Annotated in this window: 11 protein-coding genes; 6 read left to right on the forward strand and 5 right to left on the reverse strand. The window is 66.6% G+C overall.

Annotation, left to right across the window (positions count from 1 at the left end; translation table 11 throughout):
- Positions 1–49: 49 nt before the first annotated feature.
- The 4 genes from lpdA to aceE are packed head-to-tail and all read right to left on the reverse strand — an operon-like array spanning position 50 to position 6,923.
- Positions 50–1,888 carry a dihydrolipoyl dehydrogenase gene (gene lpdA / locus WIX39_RS19900; protein WP_409195673.1) on the reverse strand — a complete coding sequence of 613 codons (1,839 nt, stop codon included), beginning with the start codon at positions 1,886–1,888 and terminating at the stop codon, positions 50–52.
- Complete coding sequence (locus WIX39_RS19905) at positions 1,885–2,478, reverse strand: MFS transporter (protein WP_081271711.1); 594 nt, start codon at positions 2,476–2,478, stop codon at positions 1,885–1,887. Before WIX39_RS19905 ends, lpdA begins: the two co-directional genes overlap by 4 nt.
- The gene (gene aceF, locus WIX39_RS19910) at positions 2,475–4,145 is read right to left on the reverse strand and encodes a dihydrolipoyllysine-residue acetyltransferase (protein WP_409195674.1); all 1,671 of its coding nucleotides are present in this window, start codon (positions 4,143–4,145) and stop codon (positions 2,475–2,477) included. The genes WIX39_RS19905 and aceF overlap by 4 nt, the downstream gene beginning before the upstream one ends.
- A 51-nt stretch (positions 4,146–4,196) precedes the next feature.
- Positions 4,197–6,923, reverse strand: coding sequence for a pyruvate dehydrogenase (acetyl-transferring), homodimeric type (gene aceE / locus WIX39_RS19915; RefSeq protein WP_081268978.1), 2,727 nt, complete (start codon positions 6,921–6,923; stop codon positions 4,197–4,199).
- 218 nt (positions 6,924–7,141) lie between these two features.
- Between aceE and WIX39_RS19920 the strand changes: the two genes are divergently transcribed.
- From WIX39_RS19920 to WIX39_RS19940, 5 genes are all read left to right on the forward strand, one after another.
- Positions 7,142–9,682 carry a PAS domain-containing sensor histidine kinase gene (locus WIX39_RS19920; RefSeq protein WP_081268979.1) on the forward strand — a complete coding sequence of 847 codons (2,541 nt, stop codon included), beginning with the start codon at positions 7,142–7,144 and terminating at the stop codon, positions 9,680–9,682.
- Positions 9,679–10,311, forward strand: coding sequence for a response regulator transcription factor (locus WIX39_RS19925; RefSeq protein ID WP_012747279.1), 633 nt, complete (start codon positions 9,679–9,681; stop codon positions 10,309–10,311). Before WIX39_RS19920 ends, WIX39_RS19925 begins: the two co-directional genes overlap by 4 nt.
- 76 nt (positions 10,312–10,387) lie before the next feature.
- On the forward strand, positions 10,388–11,239 hold the full coding sequence (gene folD, locus WIX39_RS19930) for a bifunctional methylenetetrahydrofolate dehydrogenase/methenyltetrahydrofolate cyclohydrolase FolD (RefSeq protein ID WP_081268980.1): 852 nt from the start codon (positions 10,388–10,390) through the stop codon (positions 11,237–11,239).
- A gap of 5 nt (positions 11,240–11,244) precedes the next feature.
- Positions 11,245–13,302: a M3 family metallopeptidase gene (locus WIX39_RS19935; RefSeq protein ID WP_409195675.1), complete on the forward strand. Its 2,058-nt coding sequence runs from the start codon at positions 11,245–11,247 to the stop codon at positions 13,300–13,302.
- Positions 13,303–13,332: 30 nt separating this feature from the next.
- On the forward strand, positions 13,333–13,980 hold the full coding sequence (locus tag WIX39_RS19940; RefSeq protein WP_409195676.1) for a glutaredoxin family protein: 648 nt from the start codon (positions 13,333–13,335) through the stop codon (positions 13,978–13,980).
- Between the two features lie 18 nt (positions 13,981–13,998).
- Here WIX39_RS19940 and rpiA read toward each other — a convergent pair whose 3' ends face one another.
- Positions 13,999–14,712: a ribose-5-phosphate isomerase RpiA gene (rpiA, locus tag WIX39_RS19945; RefSeq protein WP_409195677.1), complete on the reverse strand. Its 714-nt coding sequence runs from the start codon at positions 14,710–14,712 to the stop codon at positions 13,999–14,001.
- 40 nt (positions 14,713–14,752) lie between these two features.
- Between rpiA and WIX39_RS19950 the strand changes: the two genes are divergently transcribed.
- Positions 14,753–15,832: a quinone-dependent dihydroorotate dehydrogenase gene (locus WIX39_RS19950; RefSeq protein ID WP_409195678.1), complete on the forward strand. Its 1,080-nt coding sequence runs from the start codon at positions 14,753–14,755 to the stop codon at positions 15,830–15,832.
- Positions 15,833–15,847: the final 15 nt, after the last annotated feature.

Below are 15,847 nucleotides of genomic sequence, written 5' to 3' on the forward strand. Positions count from 1 at the left end.
GCGGGATTTTTTTATGGGCGCTCGACAGGCGCCCCCTTTCAGCCGGAAATCAGCTCTTGCGGGCCGGCGGCAGGTCGGTGCAGGTGCCGTGCGCCACTTCAGCCGCCATGCCGATGCTTTCGCCCAGCGTCGGGTGCGGGTGGATGGTCTTGCCGATGTCGATTTCGTCGGCGCCCATCTCGATGGCGAGTGCAATCTCGCCGAGCATGTCGCCGGCGTGCGTGCCGACGATGCCGCCGCCCAGGATGCGGTGCGTCTCGGCGTCGAACAGCAGCTTGGTGAAGCCCTCGTCGCGGCCGTTGGCGATGGCGCGGCCCGATGCCGACCATGGGAAGTGCCCCTTCTTGACCTTGATGCCCTCGGCCTTGGCCTGGTCCTCGGTCAGGCCGACCCACGCCACCTCGGGGTCGGTGTAGGCCACGCTCGGGATCACCCGGGCGTTGAAGGCGGCGCTGGACAGCTCCTTGTCGCCCTTCTGCTCGCCTGCGATCACTTCGGCCGCCACGTGTGCCTCGTGCACCGCCTTGTGCGCCAGCATGGGCTGGCCCACGATGTCGCCGATGGCGAAGATGTGCGGCACGTTGGTACGCATCTGGATGTCGACCGGTATGAAGCCGCGGTCGCTCACCGTGACGCCGGCCTTCTCGGCGCCGATCTTCTTGCCGTTGGGGCTGCGGCCCACGGCCTGCAGCACCAGGTCGTACACCTGCGGCTCCTTCGGCGCGTTCTCGCCCTCGAAGCTGACCTTGATGCCTTCCTTCGTGGCCTCGGCGCCGACCGTCTTCGTCTTCAGCATGATGTTGTCGAAGCGCGGCGCGTTCATCTTCTGCCAGACCTTGACCAGGTCGCGGTCGGCGCCCTGCATCAGGCCGTCGAGCATTTCGACCACGTCCAGGCGTGCGCCCAGCGTCGAATACACCGTGCCCATCTCCAGGCCGATGATGCCGCCGCCCAGGATCAGCATGCGCTTGGGGTCGGTGCCCATCTCGAGCGCGCCGGTCGAGTCGACCACGCGCGGGTCCTTCGGCATGAAGGGCAGGCTCACGGCCTGCGAGCCGGCCGCGATGATGGCGTTGCGGAACTTGACCGTCTGCTTGCTGCCCGTGGTGTCCCAGCTGGTGCCCGAAGTTTCGTCGACCTCCAGGTGGTACGGGTCGATGAAACTGCCGACGCCGCGCAGCACCGTCACCTTGCGCATCTTGGCCATGGCCGTGAGGCCGCTGGTGAGCTTGCCCACCACCTTGTTCTTGTGGCCCAGCAGCTTGGCGCGGTCGACCGTGGGAGCGGCAAAGCTCACGCCCAGGTCCGCGAAGTGCTTGACCTCGTCCATGACCGACGCCACGTGCAGCAGCGCCTTCGACGGGATGCAGCCGACGTTCAGGCACACGCCGCCGAGGGTGGCGTACCGCTCGATCAGCACGACCTTCAGGCCGAGGTCGGCCGCGCGGAAGGCTGCCGAATAGCCGCCGGGGCCGGCGCCGAGCACGACCACGTCGCATTCGACGTCGACCTTGCCGCCGTAGCTCGACACGGCCACGGCCGCCGAGGCGGGGGCCGGCGCCGGTGTGGCTTTGGGCGCGGGGGCTGCACTGGGTGCGGCGGCGGCAGCGGGAGCCGGTGCTGCAGCAGCGGGGGCGGCCGCGGCGGCGCCGTCGACTTCCAGCGTCAGCACGACAGAGCCTTCCTTGACCTTGTCGCCCACCTTCACGGCCAGCGCCTTCACCACGCCGGCGGCGGACGACGGGATCTCCATCGAGGCCTTGTCCGATTCGACCGTGATCAGCGACTGCTCGGCCTTGACCGTGTCTCCGACATTGACCAGCACCTCGATCACCGCGACTTCGTCGAAGTCGCCGATGTCGGGCACCTTGATTTGTTGTTCGCTCATTTGGACACTTTCAGTTTGAGTGTGAGAACGTCGACCGGTGGGGCCGAATTGCGATCGAATTCGCAGGCGGCGGCAATGCCCGCCTCCGCCACGTCGCGCGAGGTGCGCGACTTGATGTCATAGGCCGCGTGCATGGCGCCGAGCGCAAAGCTGCGTCCCGAGCCGATGGCCCAGAACTCCTTGAACTCGAACACCTCGCGGTAGCTGTAGATGCCGTAGATGCCGCTCGGGTTGGCCATCAGCATCGTGAACTGGCTCGACTCGTAGGGCTCGTGGTCGTCTTCCTTGGTCTGCATGAAGAACGAGTCCTTCAGCACCGGATGCAGCATCGTGAAGGTGCGGAAGATCTCGTGCTTGCTGCCGAACAGCAGCTTCTCGCGCGGTTGCACGGCCAGCGCATGCTGCAGCACCAGGAAGTGCGCGGCCGCGCCGGCCATCGCGAACAGGCTGGTGCCCGCCGCGTCCTCGACGGTGAAGATCTTCTGGTTGGCCTCGGCGCGGTGCGACAGCCGCGTGTCGCCGAAGGTCACCAGAGAATCGGCTGCCATCGTGACCTGGCCACCCTTGCGGACGGCCACAACCGTGGTCATAGCAGGATACGGCGATAGTCCGCGAGCACCTGGCCCAGGTAGGCGTTGAAACGCGCAGCCAGGGCGCCGTCGATCACGCGGTGGTCATAGGACAGCGACATCGGCAGCGTCAGGCGCGGCACGAACTGCTTGCCGTCCCACACCGGCTTCATCGCGCTCTTCGACAGGCCGAGGATGGCCACTTCCGGAGCGTTGATGATGGGCGTGAAGTGCGTGCCGCCGATGCCGCCGAGCGAGCTGATCGAGAAGCAGCCGCCCTGCATGTCGGCCGAGCCGAGCTTGCCGTCGCGCGCCTTCTTGGCCAGTTCGCCCATCTCGGCGCTGATCTGCAGGATGCCCTTCTTGTCGGCATCCTTCAGCACCGGCACCACCAGGCCGTTGGGCGTGTCCGCCGCGAAGCCGATGTTGTAGTACTGCTTGTAGACGAGCTGGTCGCCATCCAGGCTGGTATTGAACTCGGGGAATTTCTTCAGCGCCGCGACCACCGCCTTGATGACGAAGGCCAGCATCGTGACCTTGACGCCGGACTTCTCGTTCTCCTTGTTGGTGGAGACGCGGAAGGCCTCGAGCTCGGTGATGTCTGCTTCGTCGTTGTTGGTGACGTGCGGGATCATCACCCAGTTGCGGTGCAGGTTGGCGCCGCTGAGCTTCTTGATGCGCGAGAGGTCCTTGCGCTCGACCGTGCCGAACTTGGTGAAGTCGACCTTCGGCCATGGAATGAGGCCCAGGGCCGCGCCGTCGCCGCCGCCACCAGCCGGCGCCTTGGCCGCGGAAGCCTTGGTGCTGACCTGGCCGCTCATCACGGCCTTGGTGAAGCTCTGAATATCTTCCTGCGTGATGCGGCCCTTGAGGCCGGAACCCTTGACCTCTTCGAGCGGCACGCCGAGTTCGCGGGCGAACTTGCGCACCGACGGGGACGCATGCGGCAGCTTGCCGGTGGGCGCGACGGTCGGGTCGTGCGGTGCGGCGGCAGCGGCCGGGCTCGCGGCGGGCGCCGGGGCTGCGGCGGCTGGCGCGGGCGCGGGTGCGCTGGCGGTCGCCGCAGCAGCGGCCTGCGCGGGCGCCGGGGCCGCGGCAGCCGTGCCTTCGAGCACGGCGATCAGGTCGCCGATGTTGACGGTGTCGCCGACCTTGACCTTGAGTTCCTTGAGCACGCCGGCCGCCGACGACGGAATCTCCATCGAAGCCTTGTCCGACTCCACCGTGATGAGCGACTGCTCGGCCTTGACCGTGTCGCCGACCTTCACGAGCAGCTCGATGACGGCCACGTCCTTGAAATCGCCGATGTCGGGCACCTTGACCTCGACCGGACCCGACGCCGCTGCAGGCGCGGCGGCAGGTGCCGGCGCAGCCGCAGCGGGCGCCGGCGCGGGCGCGGGCGCAGCGGCGGCAGGAGCCGCAGCCGGAGCCGGTGCAGCGGCACCCGCTCCCTCGGCCTCCAGCACGAGCACCACCGAGCCCTCCTTCACCTTGCTGCCGACCTCGACCTTCAGCTCCTTGACCACACCGGCCGTGGACGACGGGATTTCCATCGACGCCTTGTCCGATTCCACCGTGATGAGCGACTGCTCGGCCTTGACCGTGTCGCCCACCTTCACAAGCACCTCGATCACCGCGACTTCATCGAAATCGCCGATGTCCGGCACCTTGACTTCCACTGCTGCCATATCGTTTGTCTCCCGCCGTGAGGCGCCGTTTCGTTCGTTGATTGTTGAGGGTCAGGCGTAAAGCGGGTTGACCTTGTCGACATTGATGCCGTACTTCTTGATCGCTTCCACCACCTTGGCCACCGGCACGGTGCCGTCTTCGCTCAGCGCCTTGAGCGCAGCCACCACGATGTAGTGGCGGTTGATCTCGAAGTGCTCGCGCAGCTTGTTGCGGAAGTCGCTGCGGCCGAAGCCGTCGGTGCCTAGCACCTTGTAGGTGCGGCCCTTCGGGATGAAGGGACGGATCTGCTCGGCATAGGCCTTCATGTAGTCGGTCGATGCGACCACCGGGCCTGCGGTGGGCGCGAGCTGCTCGGCCACGAAGGGCACGCGCGGCGTCTGGTCGGGGTGCAGCAGGTTCCAGCGGTCGGCGTCCTGGCCGTCGCGGGTCAGCTCGTTGAAGCTCGGGCAGCTCCAAACGGAAGCCGACACACCCCAGTCCTTCTCGAGCAGCTCTTGCGCGGCGAAGCTCTCGCGCAGGATGGTGCCGCTGCCCAGCAGTTGCACCGTGGGTGCTTCCTTGCCCTTGGACGCCTTGATCGCGGGGCCCTGCTTCGACAGGTACATGCCCTTGATGATCTGCTCTTCGGTGCCTGGCTGCAGGCCGGGCATCGCGTAGTTCTCGTTGAGCAGCGTCAGGTAGTAGTAGACGTTGTCCTGCTTCTCGACCATGCGCTTGAGGCCGTGGTGCAGGATCACGCCGACTTCATGCGCGAAGGTCGGGTCGTAGCTCACGCAGTTCGGGATGGTGTTGGCCAGGATGTGGCTGTGCCCGTCTTCGTGCTGCAGGCCTTCGCCGTTCAGCGTGGTGCGCCCCGAGGTGCCGCCCAGCAGGAAGCCGCGGGCCTGCATGTCGCCGGCCGCCCAGGCCAGGTCGCCGATGCGCTGGAAGCCGAACATCGAGTAGTACACGTAGAACGGCACCATGATGCGGTTGTTCGTGCTGTACGACGTGGCCGCCGCGATCCAGCTCGACATGCCGCCGGCTTCGTTGATGCCTTCCTGCAGGATCTGGCCGGCCTTGTCTTCCTTGTAGTACATGACCTGGTCCTTGTCGACCGGGGTGTACTGCTGACCGTGCGGGTTGTAGATGCCGATCTGGCGGAACAGGCCTTCCATGCCGAAGGTGCGAGCCTCGTCCACCAGGATGGGCACGACGCGCGGGCCCAGCGCCTTGTCGCGCAGCAGCTGCGTGAGGAAGCGCACGTAGGCTTGCGTGGTCGAGATCTCGCGGCCCTCGGCCGTGGGCTCCATCACCGCCTTGAAGGTGTCGAGCGACGGGACCGTGAAGCTCTCGTCGGCCTTGACGCGGCGGTGCGGCAGGTAGCCGCCGAGGGCCTTGCGGCGCTCGTGCAGGTAGCGCATTTCCGGCGTGTCGTCGGCCGGCTTGTAGAACGGCAGCTCGGCGATCTGGCTGTCGGGAATCGGGATGTTGAAGCGGTCGCGGAAGGCCTTGATGTCTTCGTCGCCGAGCTTCTTGGTCTGGTGGACCGTGTTCTTGCCTTCGCCGATCTTGCCCATGCCGAAGCCCTTGACGGTCTTGACGAGCAGCACGGTGGGCTGGCCCTTGTGGTTCTGGGCGGCATGGAACGCGGCGTACACCTTTTGCGAGTCGTGGCCGCCGCGCTGCAGGTTCCAGACCTCGTCGTCGGTCATGTGCTCGACCATCTTCAGCGTGCGCGGATCGCGGCCGAAGAAGTTCTTGCGCACGTAGGCGCCGTCGTTGGCCTTGAACGACTGGTAGTCGCCGTCGTTGCACTCCATCATGATCTTGCGCAGCGCGCCGTCATGGTCCTTCTCGAGCAGGGCGTCCCAGCCCTTGCCCCAGATGAGCTTCACGACGTTCCAGTTGGCGCCGCGGAACTCGCCCTCGAGCTCCTGGATGATCTTGCCGTTGCCGCGCACCGGGCCGTCCAGGCGCTGCAGGTTGCAGTTGATGACGAAGATCAGGTTGTCGAGGTTCTCACGCGCCGCCAGGCCGATGGCGCCCAGCGATTCGACCTCGTCCATTTCTCCGTCGCCGCAGAACACCCAGACCTTGCGGTTTTCGGTGTTGGCGATGCCGCGTGCATGCAGGTACTTGAGGAAGCGTGCCTGGTAGATCGCCATCAGCGGGCCCAGGCCCATCGAGACGGTGGGGAACTGCCAGAACTCCGGCATCAGCTTGGGGTGCGGGTAGCTCGACAGGCCCTTGCCGTCGACTTCCTGGCGGAAGTTGAGCAGTTGCTCTTCGGAGAGGCGGCCTTCGAGGTAGGCGCGGGCATAGATGCCAGGCGAAACGTGGCCCTGGATGTAGAGCAGGTCGCCGCCGTGGTTTTCGCTCTCGGCGTGCCAGAAGTGGTTGAAGCCGGCGCCGAACATGCTTGCCAGCGAGGCGAAGGAGCCGATGTGGCCGCCCAGGTCACCGCCTTCGGCCGGATGGTGGCGGTTGGCCTTGACCACCATGGCCATCGCGTTCCAGCGCATGTAGGCGCGCAGGCGCTGTTCGATTTCGAGGTTGCCGGGGCTGCGAGCCTCCTGCGAAGGCTCGATGGTGTTGACGTAGCCCGTGTTGGCCGAGAACGGCATGTCGACCGTGTTCTGGCGGGCATGTTCGAGCAGTTGCTCGAGAAGGAAGTGGGCCCGCTCGGGACCCTCGCTCTGGATGACGGAGGACAGTGCATCCATCCATTCGCGGGTCTCCTGGGCGTCCGCGTCATTCGCGGCCGAGCCGAACAGGTTCTCGGGATTTGCCGACATGCTTGTCTCTCCTTTTAGGGCTGTGGCGGTAATTTAGTGCGCTATGCGCTCAGCGCGGCGGAGTTTCTCATAGAAATATCTGAATTTCAAATAGTGCTTGATGATTTCTTAATGTGATATTTGGATGACATTGAGCCTTTTGACGCCGACCATGCAGGAGCCCATGGCACCGCGGCATTCCAGTCGCTGCCGAGGGGGCCATCACCTAAACTCAGGGCATGCCTCTTTCTTCCCCGCTGGCGGTTGCCCGCAGTGCCGTGAACGCCTCGCCCCTGTCCTGGTGGCGCAGGTGGTGGCGCAAGCAGACGCCGGTGCTGCAGGACGCGGTCGCGATGCTCGCGCCGATGGCCGCCGTGCTGCTCTTTCTCGCGGCCATCGTGTCGGCCTTCTGGTATCTGCGCACCGAGGAGGTCGAGCGCGAGCAGGAGTCGGTCCGCCGCGACGTCGAATACGCCCAGCAGCGCATGCGCCTGAGGCTGCTCGAGCGGCAGGAGCAACTGATGCGCATCGCGCGCGATGCCTCCAACCGAGAGATCGACCCGATCGAATTCACCAGCCGCGCCGAGTCGCTGGTGAGCCAGTTCCCCGAGCTGCAGACCATCACCTGGATCGACGACCGCCGCCGCTTCAAGGCCGGCTACGCCGCGCCCAGCGTCCACCCCGCGCAGCAGCACCTGATCGGCGACGTGCTGCGCCCCGGCGACATCGAAAGCAACTACGCGCTGGCACGCGAGCTGCGCCAGCCGGTGTATTCGCAGCCCGTGGCCGGCGGCGATCCCCCGGCGATGCTGCAACTGCACATTCCCCTGTTCGACCAGGGCCTGTTCGCGGGCGTGGTGCTTGGCGAGTTCTCGGTCGACGGCCTGCTGCGCTACGGCATGCCGTCCGAGGTGCAGGCGCGCTACGCGGTGTCGCTGCTCGACGCCAAGGGCCGCGTGATCGCAGGCAACACCACCAACCTGAAGGAAAGCGGCACCCGCCTGCTGCCCTGGACCGAGCGCACCAACGAATATGAAGTGCCGGTGTCGCCGGTCGGCAATGCCCTGGTGCTGCGGGCGCAGGCCTACCGCACGTCGCAGGGCGTGGTCGGCAACGGGCTGTTCTGGCTGGTCTGCGCACTCAGCGTGCTCACGAGCTGGATGCTGATCGGCACCTGGCGCCACACGCGCCGACGGCTGCAGGCACAGCAGCGGCTGGTGGCTGAAACCAACTTCCGCCGGGCCATGGAGAACTCCATGCTCACCGGCATGCGGGTGCTCGACCTGCAGGGCCGCATCACCTACGTGAACGCCGCGTTCTGCGCGATGACCGGCTGGAGCGAGGAAGAACTGGTCGGCCAGTCGCCGCCCTTCCCCTACTGGCTCGAGTCCGACCGCGAGGTGATGAACGAGCGGCTCGAAGAAGAACTGCATGGCCGCGCCCTGCCCGGCGGCTTCCAGGTGCGGGTGAAGCGCAAGAACGGCAGCGTGTTCAACGCCCGCCTCTACGTGTCGCCGCTGATCGACGCCCGCGGCCACCAGACCGGCTGGATGACGTCGATGACCGACATCACCGAGCCCACGCGCATCCGCGAACAGCTCTCCGCCTCCTACGAGCGCTTCACCACGGTGCTGGAGGCACTGGACGCGGCCGTGTCGGTGGCGCCCATCGGCTCCGAGGAACTGCTGTTCGCCAACAAGCTGTACCGCCTCTGGTTCGGCTCGGACACCGTGGGGCACCTCGGCATGGTCGCGCAGGCCGGCGTGCCGGCGTCGAACGCGCACGACGAGGGCCTGGACGACGTCGACCCCTACGCCGGCCTGCCGATCGACACGCTCACCGCAGCCCAGACCGCCAACAACGAGATCTTCGTGCCGCACCTGGGCAAGTGGCTCGAAGTGCGCTCGCGCTACCTGACCTGGGTGGACGGGCGCCTCGCCCAGCTCGTGATCGCCACCGACATCACGCCCCGCCGCGACGCCGAGGAGCAGGCCGCCGCGCAGGCCGACAAGGCCCAGGCCGCCAGCCGCCTCATCACGATGGGCGAAATGGCGTCGAGCGTGGCGCACGAGCTCAACCAGCCGCTGACCGCCATCACCAACTACTGCAACGGGATGATGTCGCGCATCAAGGGGCAGACGATCGACACCGAGGCGCTGCTCGCCGCGCTCGAGAAAACCTCGAAGCAGGCCCAGCGCGCGGGCCAGATCATCCAGCGCATCCGTTCCTTCGTGAAGCGCAGCGAACCCAACCGCACGCCGGCCGACGTGGCCACCATGGTGAGCGAAGCGGTCGAGCTCGCCGGCATCGAGCTGCGCCGGCGCAACGTGCGCCTGAACCACTACGTGGCGGCACGGCTGCCGGTGGTGCGCGTCGACCCGATCCTCATCGAGCAGGTGATGGTCAACCTGCTGAAGAACGCGGCCGAATCCATCGACATCGCCGACCGCCCGCTGGCGCGCCGCAGCGTCGAGCTGCGGGTGCTGCCCAAGGTAATCGAGGGCCACAACGCCATCGAATTCTCGGTGCAGGACACCGGCAAGGGCCTGGCCCCGGAAGTGATGGACCGGCTCTACGAGGCTTTCTTCTCGACCAAGCCCGAAGGCATGGGCATCGGGCTCAATTTGTGCCGCACCATCGTCGAGTCGCACCGCGGCCGGATGCAGGCGGAGAACATCTACAATGGTCCGGATGTGATCGGATGCCGTTTTTCCTTCTGGATTCCGGTGTTGGACGCTATCAGTTCCGTAGCTAGCGACGAGGCAAAGGTACCTGCATGAGTTTGATTCCGAAGAAGGGCACGGTCTATGTCGTCGACGACGACGAAGCCGTACGCGATTCGCTGCAATGGCTGCTCGAAGGCAAGGACTACAGAGTCCGCTGTTTCGATTCCGCCGAATCCTTTCTCTCCCGATACGACCCGCGCGAAGTCGCCTGTTTGATCGTCGACATCCGCATGGCCGGCATGACCGGCCTCGAACTGCAGGATCGGCTGATCGAAAGGCGCTCCCCGCTGCCGATCGTGGTCATCACCGGCCACGGCGACGTGCCCATGGCCGTCGACAGCATGAAGAAGGGCGCCATGGATTTCATCCAGAAGCCCTTCAACGACGAGGAACTCGTCACGCTGGTCGAGCGCATGCTCGAACATGCGCGCGGCGCCTTCACCCAGCACCAGCAATCGGCCAGCCGCGACGCGCTGCTGTCCAAGCTCACCGGCCGCGAGGCACAGGTGCTCGAACGCATCGTCGCAGGCCGCCTGAACAAGCAGATCGCCGACGACCTGGGTATCAGCATCAAGACGGTCGAGGCGCACCGCGCCAACATCATGGAAAAGCTCAACGCCAACACCGTGGCCGACCTGCTGAAGATCGCGCTCGGACAGGCGGCCCCCGCGGCCAAGGCCTAGAAGCTATCCCTGCGATAGCGAAGAATGGCCCCCACGCCTGCGCAAGCGGGCGTTTTTACTTGGAAGATCGAAACCGATGACCGCCCAACTGATCGACGGCAACGCCCTCGCCAAAACCATTCGCGCCGAAGTTGCCGGCCGCACCGCCGCACTCAAGGCCAAAGGCGTGAACCCGGCCCTTTCCATCATCCTCGTGGGCGAAGACCCGGCCAGCCAGGTCTACACCAGGCACAAGGTCAACGACAGCGCCCAGACCGGCCTGGAGGCCACGCTCGAGACCTACCCCGCCGACATGAGCGAGGCCGACCTGCTGGCCCGCATCCGCACCCTCAACGACGACCCGAAGGTGCACGGCATCCTGGTCCAGCTGCCCCTGCCCAGGCACATGGACAGCCAGAAGGTCATCGAGACGATCTCGCCCGCCAAGGACGTCGACGGCTTCCACGTCGCCAGCGCGGGCGCGCTGATGACCGGCGCCCCCGGCTTCTGGCCCTGCACGCCGCACGGCTGCATGAAGATGCTCGAATCCATCGGCTACGACCTGCGCGGCAAGCATGCGGTGGTCATCGGCCGCAGCAACATCGTCGGCAAGCCGATGGCCATGATGCTGCTGGCCAAGAGCGCCACCGTGACCATCTGCCACAGCGCCACGCAAGACCTGGGCGCCATCACGCGGCAGGCCGACGTGATCGTCGCGGCGGTGGGCAAGCTCAATCTCCTGACCGCGGACATGGTGAAGCCCGGCGCGGTGGTCATCGACGTGGGCATGAACCGCAAGGAAGACGGCAAGCTCGCCGGCGACGTCGATTTCGACGGCGTCAAGGAAGTCGCAAGCTGGATCACGCCCGTGCCCGGCGGCGTCGGTCCCATGACGCGCGCCATGCTGCTCGCCAACACCCTTGAAGCGGCCGAACGCGCCGCCAAGTAACTCACATGGCCATGACGAACAACCCCCTCCTCGATTTCACCGACCTCCCGCTGTTCGACCGTATCAAGCCGGAGCATGTGTCGCCCGCGGTAGACACCCTCCTGGCCGACGCCGAGACCGCGCTGCAGACCGTGACGGCGCCCGAATTCCCCGCCGACTGGAACGCGATCTCGAAGGTGCTCGACGTGGCCTCCGAACGCTTCAGCCGCGCCTGGGGCGCCATCGGCCACTTGAACGCCGTGGCTGACACCCCCGAGCTGCGCGCCGCCTACAACGAAGCCATGCCGCGCGTCACCGCCTTCTGGACCCGCCTGGGCTCCGACGAGCGGCTCTACGCCAAGTACAAGGCCATCGACGTCGCCACGCTCAATGCCGAGCAGCGCCAGGCCCATCGCAATGCCGTGCGCAACTTCGTGCTGGGCGGCGCCGAGCTGCAGGGCGAGGCCAAGAAGCGCTTCGCCGACATCCAGGAACGCCAGGCCGAGCTGAGCCAGAAGTTCAGCGAGAACGCCCTCGACGCGACCGACGCCTTTGCCTACTACGCCTCTCTCGGCGAGCTCGAAGGCGTGCCCGAAGACGTGGTGAGCGCCGCCCGCGCCGCCGCCGAAGCCGACGGCAAGGAAGGCTACAAGCTCACGCTCAAGATGCCGTGCTACCTGCCGGTGATGCAGTTCGCCAAGAGCAGCGCGCTGCGCGAAAAGCTCTACCGCGCCTATGTCACCCGCGCCAGCGAGTTCGGCGACGCCTCGTTCGACAACACCCCGCTGATCACCGAGATCCTCGCGTTGCGCGAGGAAGAAGCCAAGCTGCTGGGCTACAGGAATTTCGGCGAACTGTCGGTCGTGCCGAAGATGGCCGAATCGCCCGAGCAGGTCGTCAAGTTCCTGCGCGACCTCGCGACCAAGGCCAAGCCCTACGGCGAGCGCGACCTGGCCGACCTGCGCGTCTTCGCGGCCGAGCAGTTGAGCATCACCGAGCCGCAGCCCTGGGACTGGACCTACATCGGCGAGAAGCTGAAGGAAGCGCGCTATGCCTTCAGCGAGCAAGAGGTGAAGCAGTACTTCCCGGCGCCGAAGGTCATGGCCGGCCTGTTCAAGATCGTCGAGACGCTGTTCGAAGTGTCGATCCGCCGCGACAGCGCGCCTGTGTGGCACCCGAGCGTCGAGTTCTACCGCATCGAGCGTGCCGGTCAGAAGGTCGGCCAGTTCTACCTTGACCCGTCCGCCCGCGCCGCCAAGCGCGGCGGCGCCTGGATGGACGACGTGCGCGCCCGCTGGCTGCGCCCTGACAACGGCGTGCTGCAGACGCCGGTCGCGCAGCTGGTCTGCAACTTCGCCAGCGGCGTCGACGGCAAGCCGCCGCTGCTCACGCACGACGACGTAACCACCCTCTTCCACGAGTTCGGCCACGGCCTGCACCACATGCTCACGCAGGTGAACGAGCGCGACGTCTCGGGCATCAGCGGCGTCGAGTGGGACGCGGTCGAGCTACCGAGCCAGTTCATGGAAAACTTCTGCTGGGAGTGGGACGTGCTCAAGCACATGACGGCCCACGTCGACACCGGCGAGCCGTTGCCGCGCGCGCTGTTCGACAAGATGACGGCGGCCAAGAACTTCCAGAGCGGCCTGCAGACGCTGCGCCAGATCGAGTTCTCGCTGTTCGACATGCTGCTGCACACCGAGTACCGCGCCGCCGACGCCAAGCCCGGCGACGTGATGGCGCTGCTGGGCAAGGTGCGCACCGAAGTCGCGGTGATGCCGTCGCCGCCGTTCAGCCGCACGCCGAATACTTTCAGCCACATCTTCTCGGGCGGCTACGCGGCCGGCTACTACAGCTACAAGTGGGCCGAGGTGCTGAGCGCCGACGCCTACGCGGCCTTCGAGGAGACCGTGGGCGCCGACGGCGAGCCGAACATCGAGACCGGCCGCAAGTACCGCCAGGCCATCCTCGAGGCGGGTGGCAGCCGCAGCGCGATGGATTCGTTCAAGGCCTTCCGCGGCCGCGAACCCCAGCTTGATGCGCTGCTGCGACATCAGGGCATGGCCGAGGCCCAGCCCGCTTGATGCGGCGCTGAAGCTTGCGATACTCGGGCGATGCATCCGACCCCTTACAAATTCTCACTGTATCGCCTGATCGGCCTGACCCTCGTGTTCGCGGCCGCCAGTGCCACGGCGCAGAACGTCTACCGCCAGGTGGACAAGAACGGCAAGGTCACTTTTTCGGACCGCGCACCGACTGCCGACACAGGGGCGGCATCGGGGCCGCAAGGCGGCGTCACCACGCCGCCCAACGCGGGGCTGCCTTACGAGCTGCGGCAAGTGGCACAGCGCTACCCGGTCACGTTGTACAGCGGCGAAGAGTGCGCGCCATGCGGCGCCGCTCGCTCCCTGCTCACGACGCGCGGCATCCCGTTCGACGAGCGCACCGTCAAGAGCAACGCGGAAATCGAGGCGCTGCAGCGCCTGAGCGGCCAGAGTTCGCTGCCGCTGCTGACCATCGGATCGCAGCAGCTGAAGGGTTTCTCCGACGTCGAATGGTCGCAGTACCTCGACGCGGCTGGCTACCCCAAGAGCAACAGCCTTCCCGCCGGCTACCGTAACGGCCCGGCACGGCCGCTGGTCGCACAGCAGGCGGCGCCCGCCGCTCGCCCCCAGGCTCCGGCACCCGCCGCGCAACCGGCTTCGCCACCGCCCGCATCGAGCGAGCCGGGGCCGAGCAACCCGGCAGGCATCAAGTTCTGAACCTCGGGCGTTGTCGCCTCAGGCGAAGGTCATCGTCTTCACGCCCGTGGCGGTGCCAAGCAGGCACACGTCGGCCTTCTGATGGGCGAAGACGCCCACCGTCACCACGCCCGGCCACTGGCTCACCTCGGTCTCGAAAGCCAGCGGATCGGCGATGCGCAGGCCCGTCACGTCGACGATGTGCTGCCCGTTGTCCGTGACCAGCGGCAGGCCGTCCTTCTCGCGCACCTGCCCGATGCCGCCCATGGCCGCGAACTGGCGCATCACGCGGCGAGCGGCCATCGGAATCACTTCCACCGGCAGCGGGAAGGCGCCCAGCGTTTCCACCAGCTTGGATGCATCGGCGATGCAGATGAACTTGCGCGACTGGGCCGCGACGATCTTTTCGCGCGTGAGCGCCGCGCCGCCACCCTTCACCATGAAACCGCGGTGGTCGATTTCGTCGGCACCGTCGATGTAGACGGCCAGCTCCTCCACCTCGTTGCTGTCGAACACCGGAATACCCAGTGCCCGCAGGCGCTCGGTGGAAGCAACCGAGCTGGAGACGGCGCCCTTGATCTGGTCCTTGATGGTGGCCAGCGCATCGATGAACTTGTTCACCGTGGAGCCGGTGCCGACGCCGACGATCTCGCCCTTGACCACGTAGGCCAGAGCGGCGTGGCCGACCAGGGCCTTGAGTTCGTCCTGGGACAGGGTGCCGGAAACGGGGGTTGGGGAGGCGGGTGCGGTCATCGCGGAGAATCCTTGGCTCATTGAAGTCGAGAATTATCCGATGCCCCTGCTGCTGCCCTCTTCGCTCTACGGCCTGGCCCGCCCTTTCCTGTTCGGCTTCGACCCAGAGCACGCCCATGAACTGACCCTCGACGGACTCGCGCGCACCCAGAACACGCCCCTGGCCTGCGCCTATTCGGCACCGCGTGTCAGCGATCCCATCCAGCTTGCGGGGTTGAGCTTTCCGAACCGCGTGGGCCTGGCCGCCGGGCTCGACAAGAACGCGCGCTGCATCGATGCCTTCGCGGCCATGGGCTTCGGATTCGTCGAAGTGGGCACGGTCACGCCGAAGGGCCAGCCGGGCAACCCCAAGCCCCGCATGTTCCGCCTGCCGCAGCGCGACGCGCTGATCAACCGGTTGGGTTTCAACAACGAAGGTCTCGAGGCATTCCTTGCGAACGTGCAGAAGGCGCGTTTCCGCAAGGCGGGCGGCGCGGCCAGGCCGCCGATGCTGCTGGGCCTGAACATCGGCAAGAACGCCGCCACGCCGATCGAGCGCGCGGTGGACGACTACCTCGCCTGCCTCGACGGCGTGTACCCGCATGCCGACTACGTGACGATCAACATCTCCAGCCCCAATACCGCGAACCTGCGCTCGCTGCAGAGCGACGAGGCGCTCGACGCCCTGCTCGGCGCCGTGGCCGAGCGGCGCGAGACGCTGGCCACGCGCCATGCCAAGCGCGCGCCGCTGTTCGTGAAGATCGCTCCGGACCTCGACGAAACCCAGGTCGCGGTCATTGCCGCCACCCTGAAGCGCCACGGCATGGACGGCGTGATCGCCACCAACACCACGCTGGCGCGCGACGCGGTGAAGGGCCTGCCGCATGCGGAGGAGGCGGGTGGACTTTCGGGCGCACCGGTGCGGGAAGCCAGCAACCGCGTGATCGCGCAACTGCGCGCGGCGCTGGGCTCCGGTTTTCCGATCATCGGGGTGGGCGGTATCCTGAGCGGGGCCGATGCCAAGGCCAAGATCGCCGCCGGCGCCGACGTGGTGCAGATCTACACCGGGTTGATCTATCGCGGCCCCGGACTGGTCCGCGAAGCGGCCCAGGCGCTGCTGCGGGATCGCAGCAAGGCCTGAGCCTTTTCGGCTCTC

It is taken from the genome of Variovorax sp. AB1(2024), assembly GCF_037482385.2.
In the GTDB taxonomy this organism is placed as follows: Bacteria; Pseudomonadota; Gammaproteobacteria; order Burkholderiales; family Burkholderiaceae_C; genus Variovorax.

Excerpts from the sequence above, each read along its gene's own strand:
- lpdA (WP_409195673.1), bottom strand. The coding sequence starts at position 1,888 with ATGAGCGAACAACAAATCAAGGTGCCCGACATCGGCGACTTCGACGAA.
- WIX39_RS19905 (WP_081271711.1), bottom strand. The coding sequence starts at position 2,478 with ATGACCACGGTTGTGGCCGTCCGCAAGGGTGGCCAGGTCACGATGGCA.
- aceF (WP_409195674.1), bottom strand. The coding sequence starts at position 4,145 with ATGGCAGCAGTGGAAGTCAAGGTGCCGGACATCGGCGATTTCGATGAA.
- aceE (WP_081268978.1), bottom strand. The coding sequence starts at position 6,923 with ATGTCGGCAAATCCCGAGAACCTGTTCGGCTCGGCCGCGAATGACGCG.
- WIX39_RS19920 (WP_081268979.1), top strand. The coding sequence starts at position 7,142 with ATGCCTCTTTCTTCCCCGCTGGCGGTTGCCCGCAGTGCCGTGAACGCC.
- WIX39_RS19925 (WP_012747279.1), top strand. The coding sequence starts at position 9,679 with ATGAGTTTGATTCCGAAGAAGGGCACGGTCTATGTCGTCGACGACGAC.
- folD (WP_081268980.1), top strand. The coding sequence starts at position 10,388 with ATGACCGCCCAACTGATCGACGGCAACGCCCTCGCCAAAACCATTCGC.
- WIX39_RS19935 (WP_409195675.1), top strand. The coding sequence starts at position 11,245 with ATGGCCATGACGAACAACCCCCTCCTCGATTTCACCGACCTCCCGCTG.
- WIX39_RS19940 (WP_409195676.1), top strand. The coding sequence starts at position 13,333 with ATGCATCCGACCCCTTACAAATTCTCACTGTATCGCCTGATCGGCCTG.
- rpiA (WP_409195677.1), bottom strand. The coding sequence starts at position 14,712 with ATGACCGCACCCGCCTCCCCAACCCCCGTTTCCGGCACCCTGTCCCAG.
- WIX39_RS19950 (WP_409195678.1), top strand. The coding sequence starts at position 14,753 with ATGCCCCTGCTGCTGCCCTCTTCGCTCTACGGCCTGGCCCGCCCTTTC.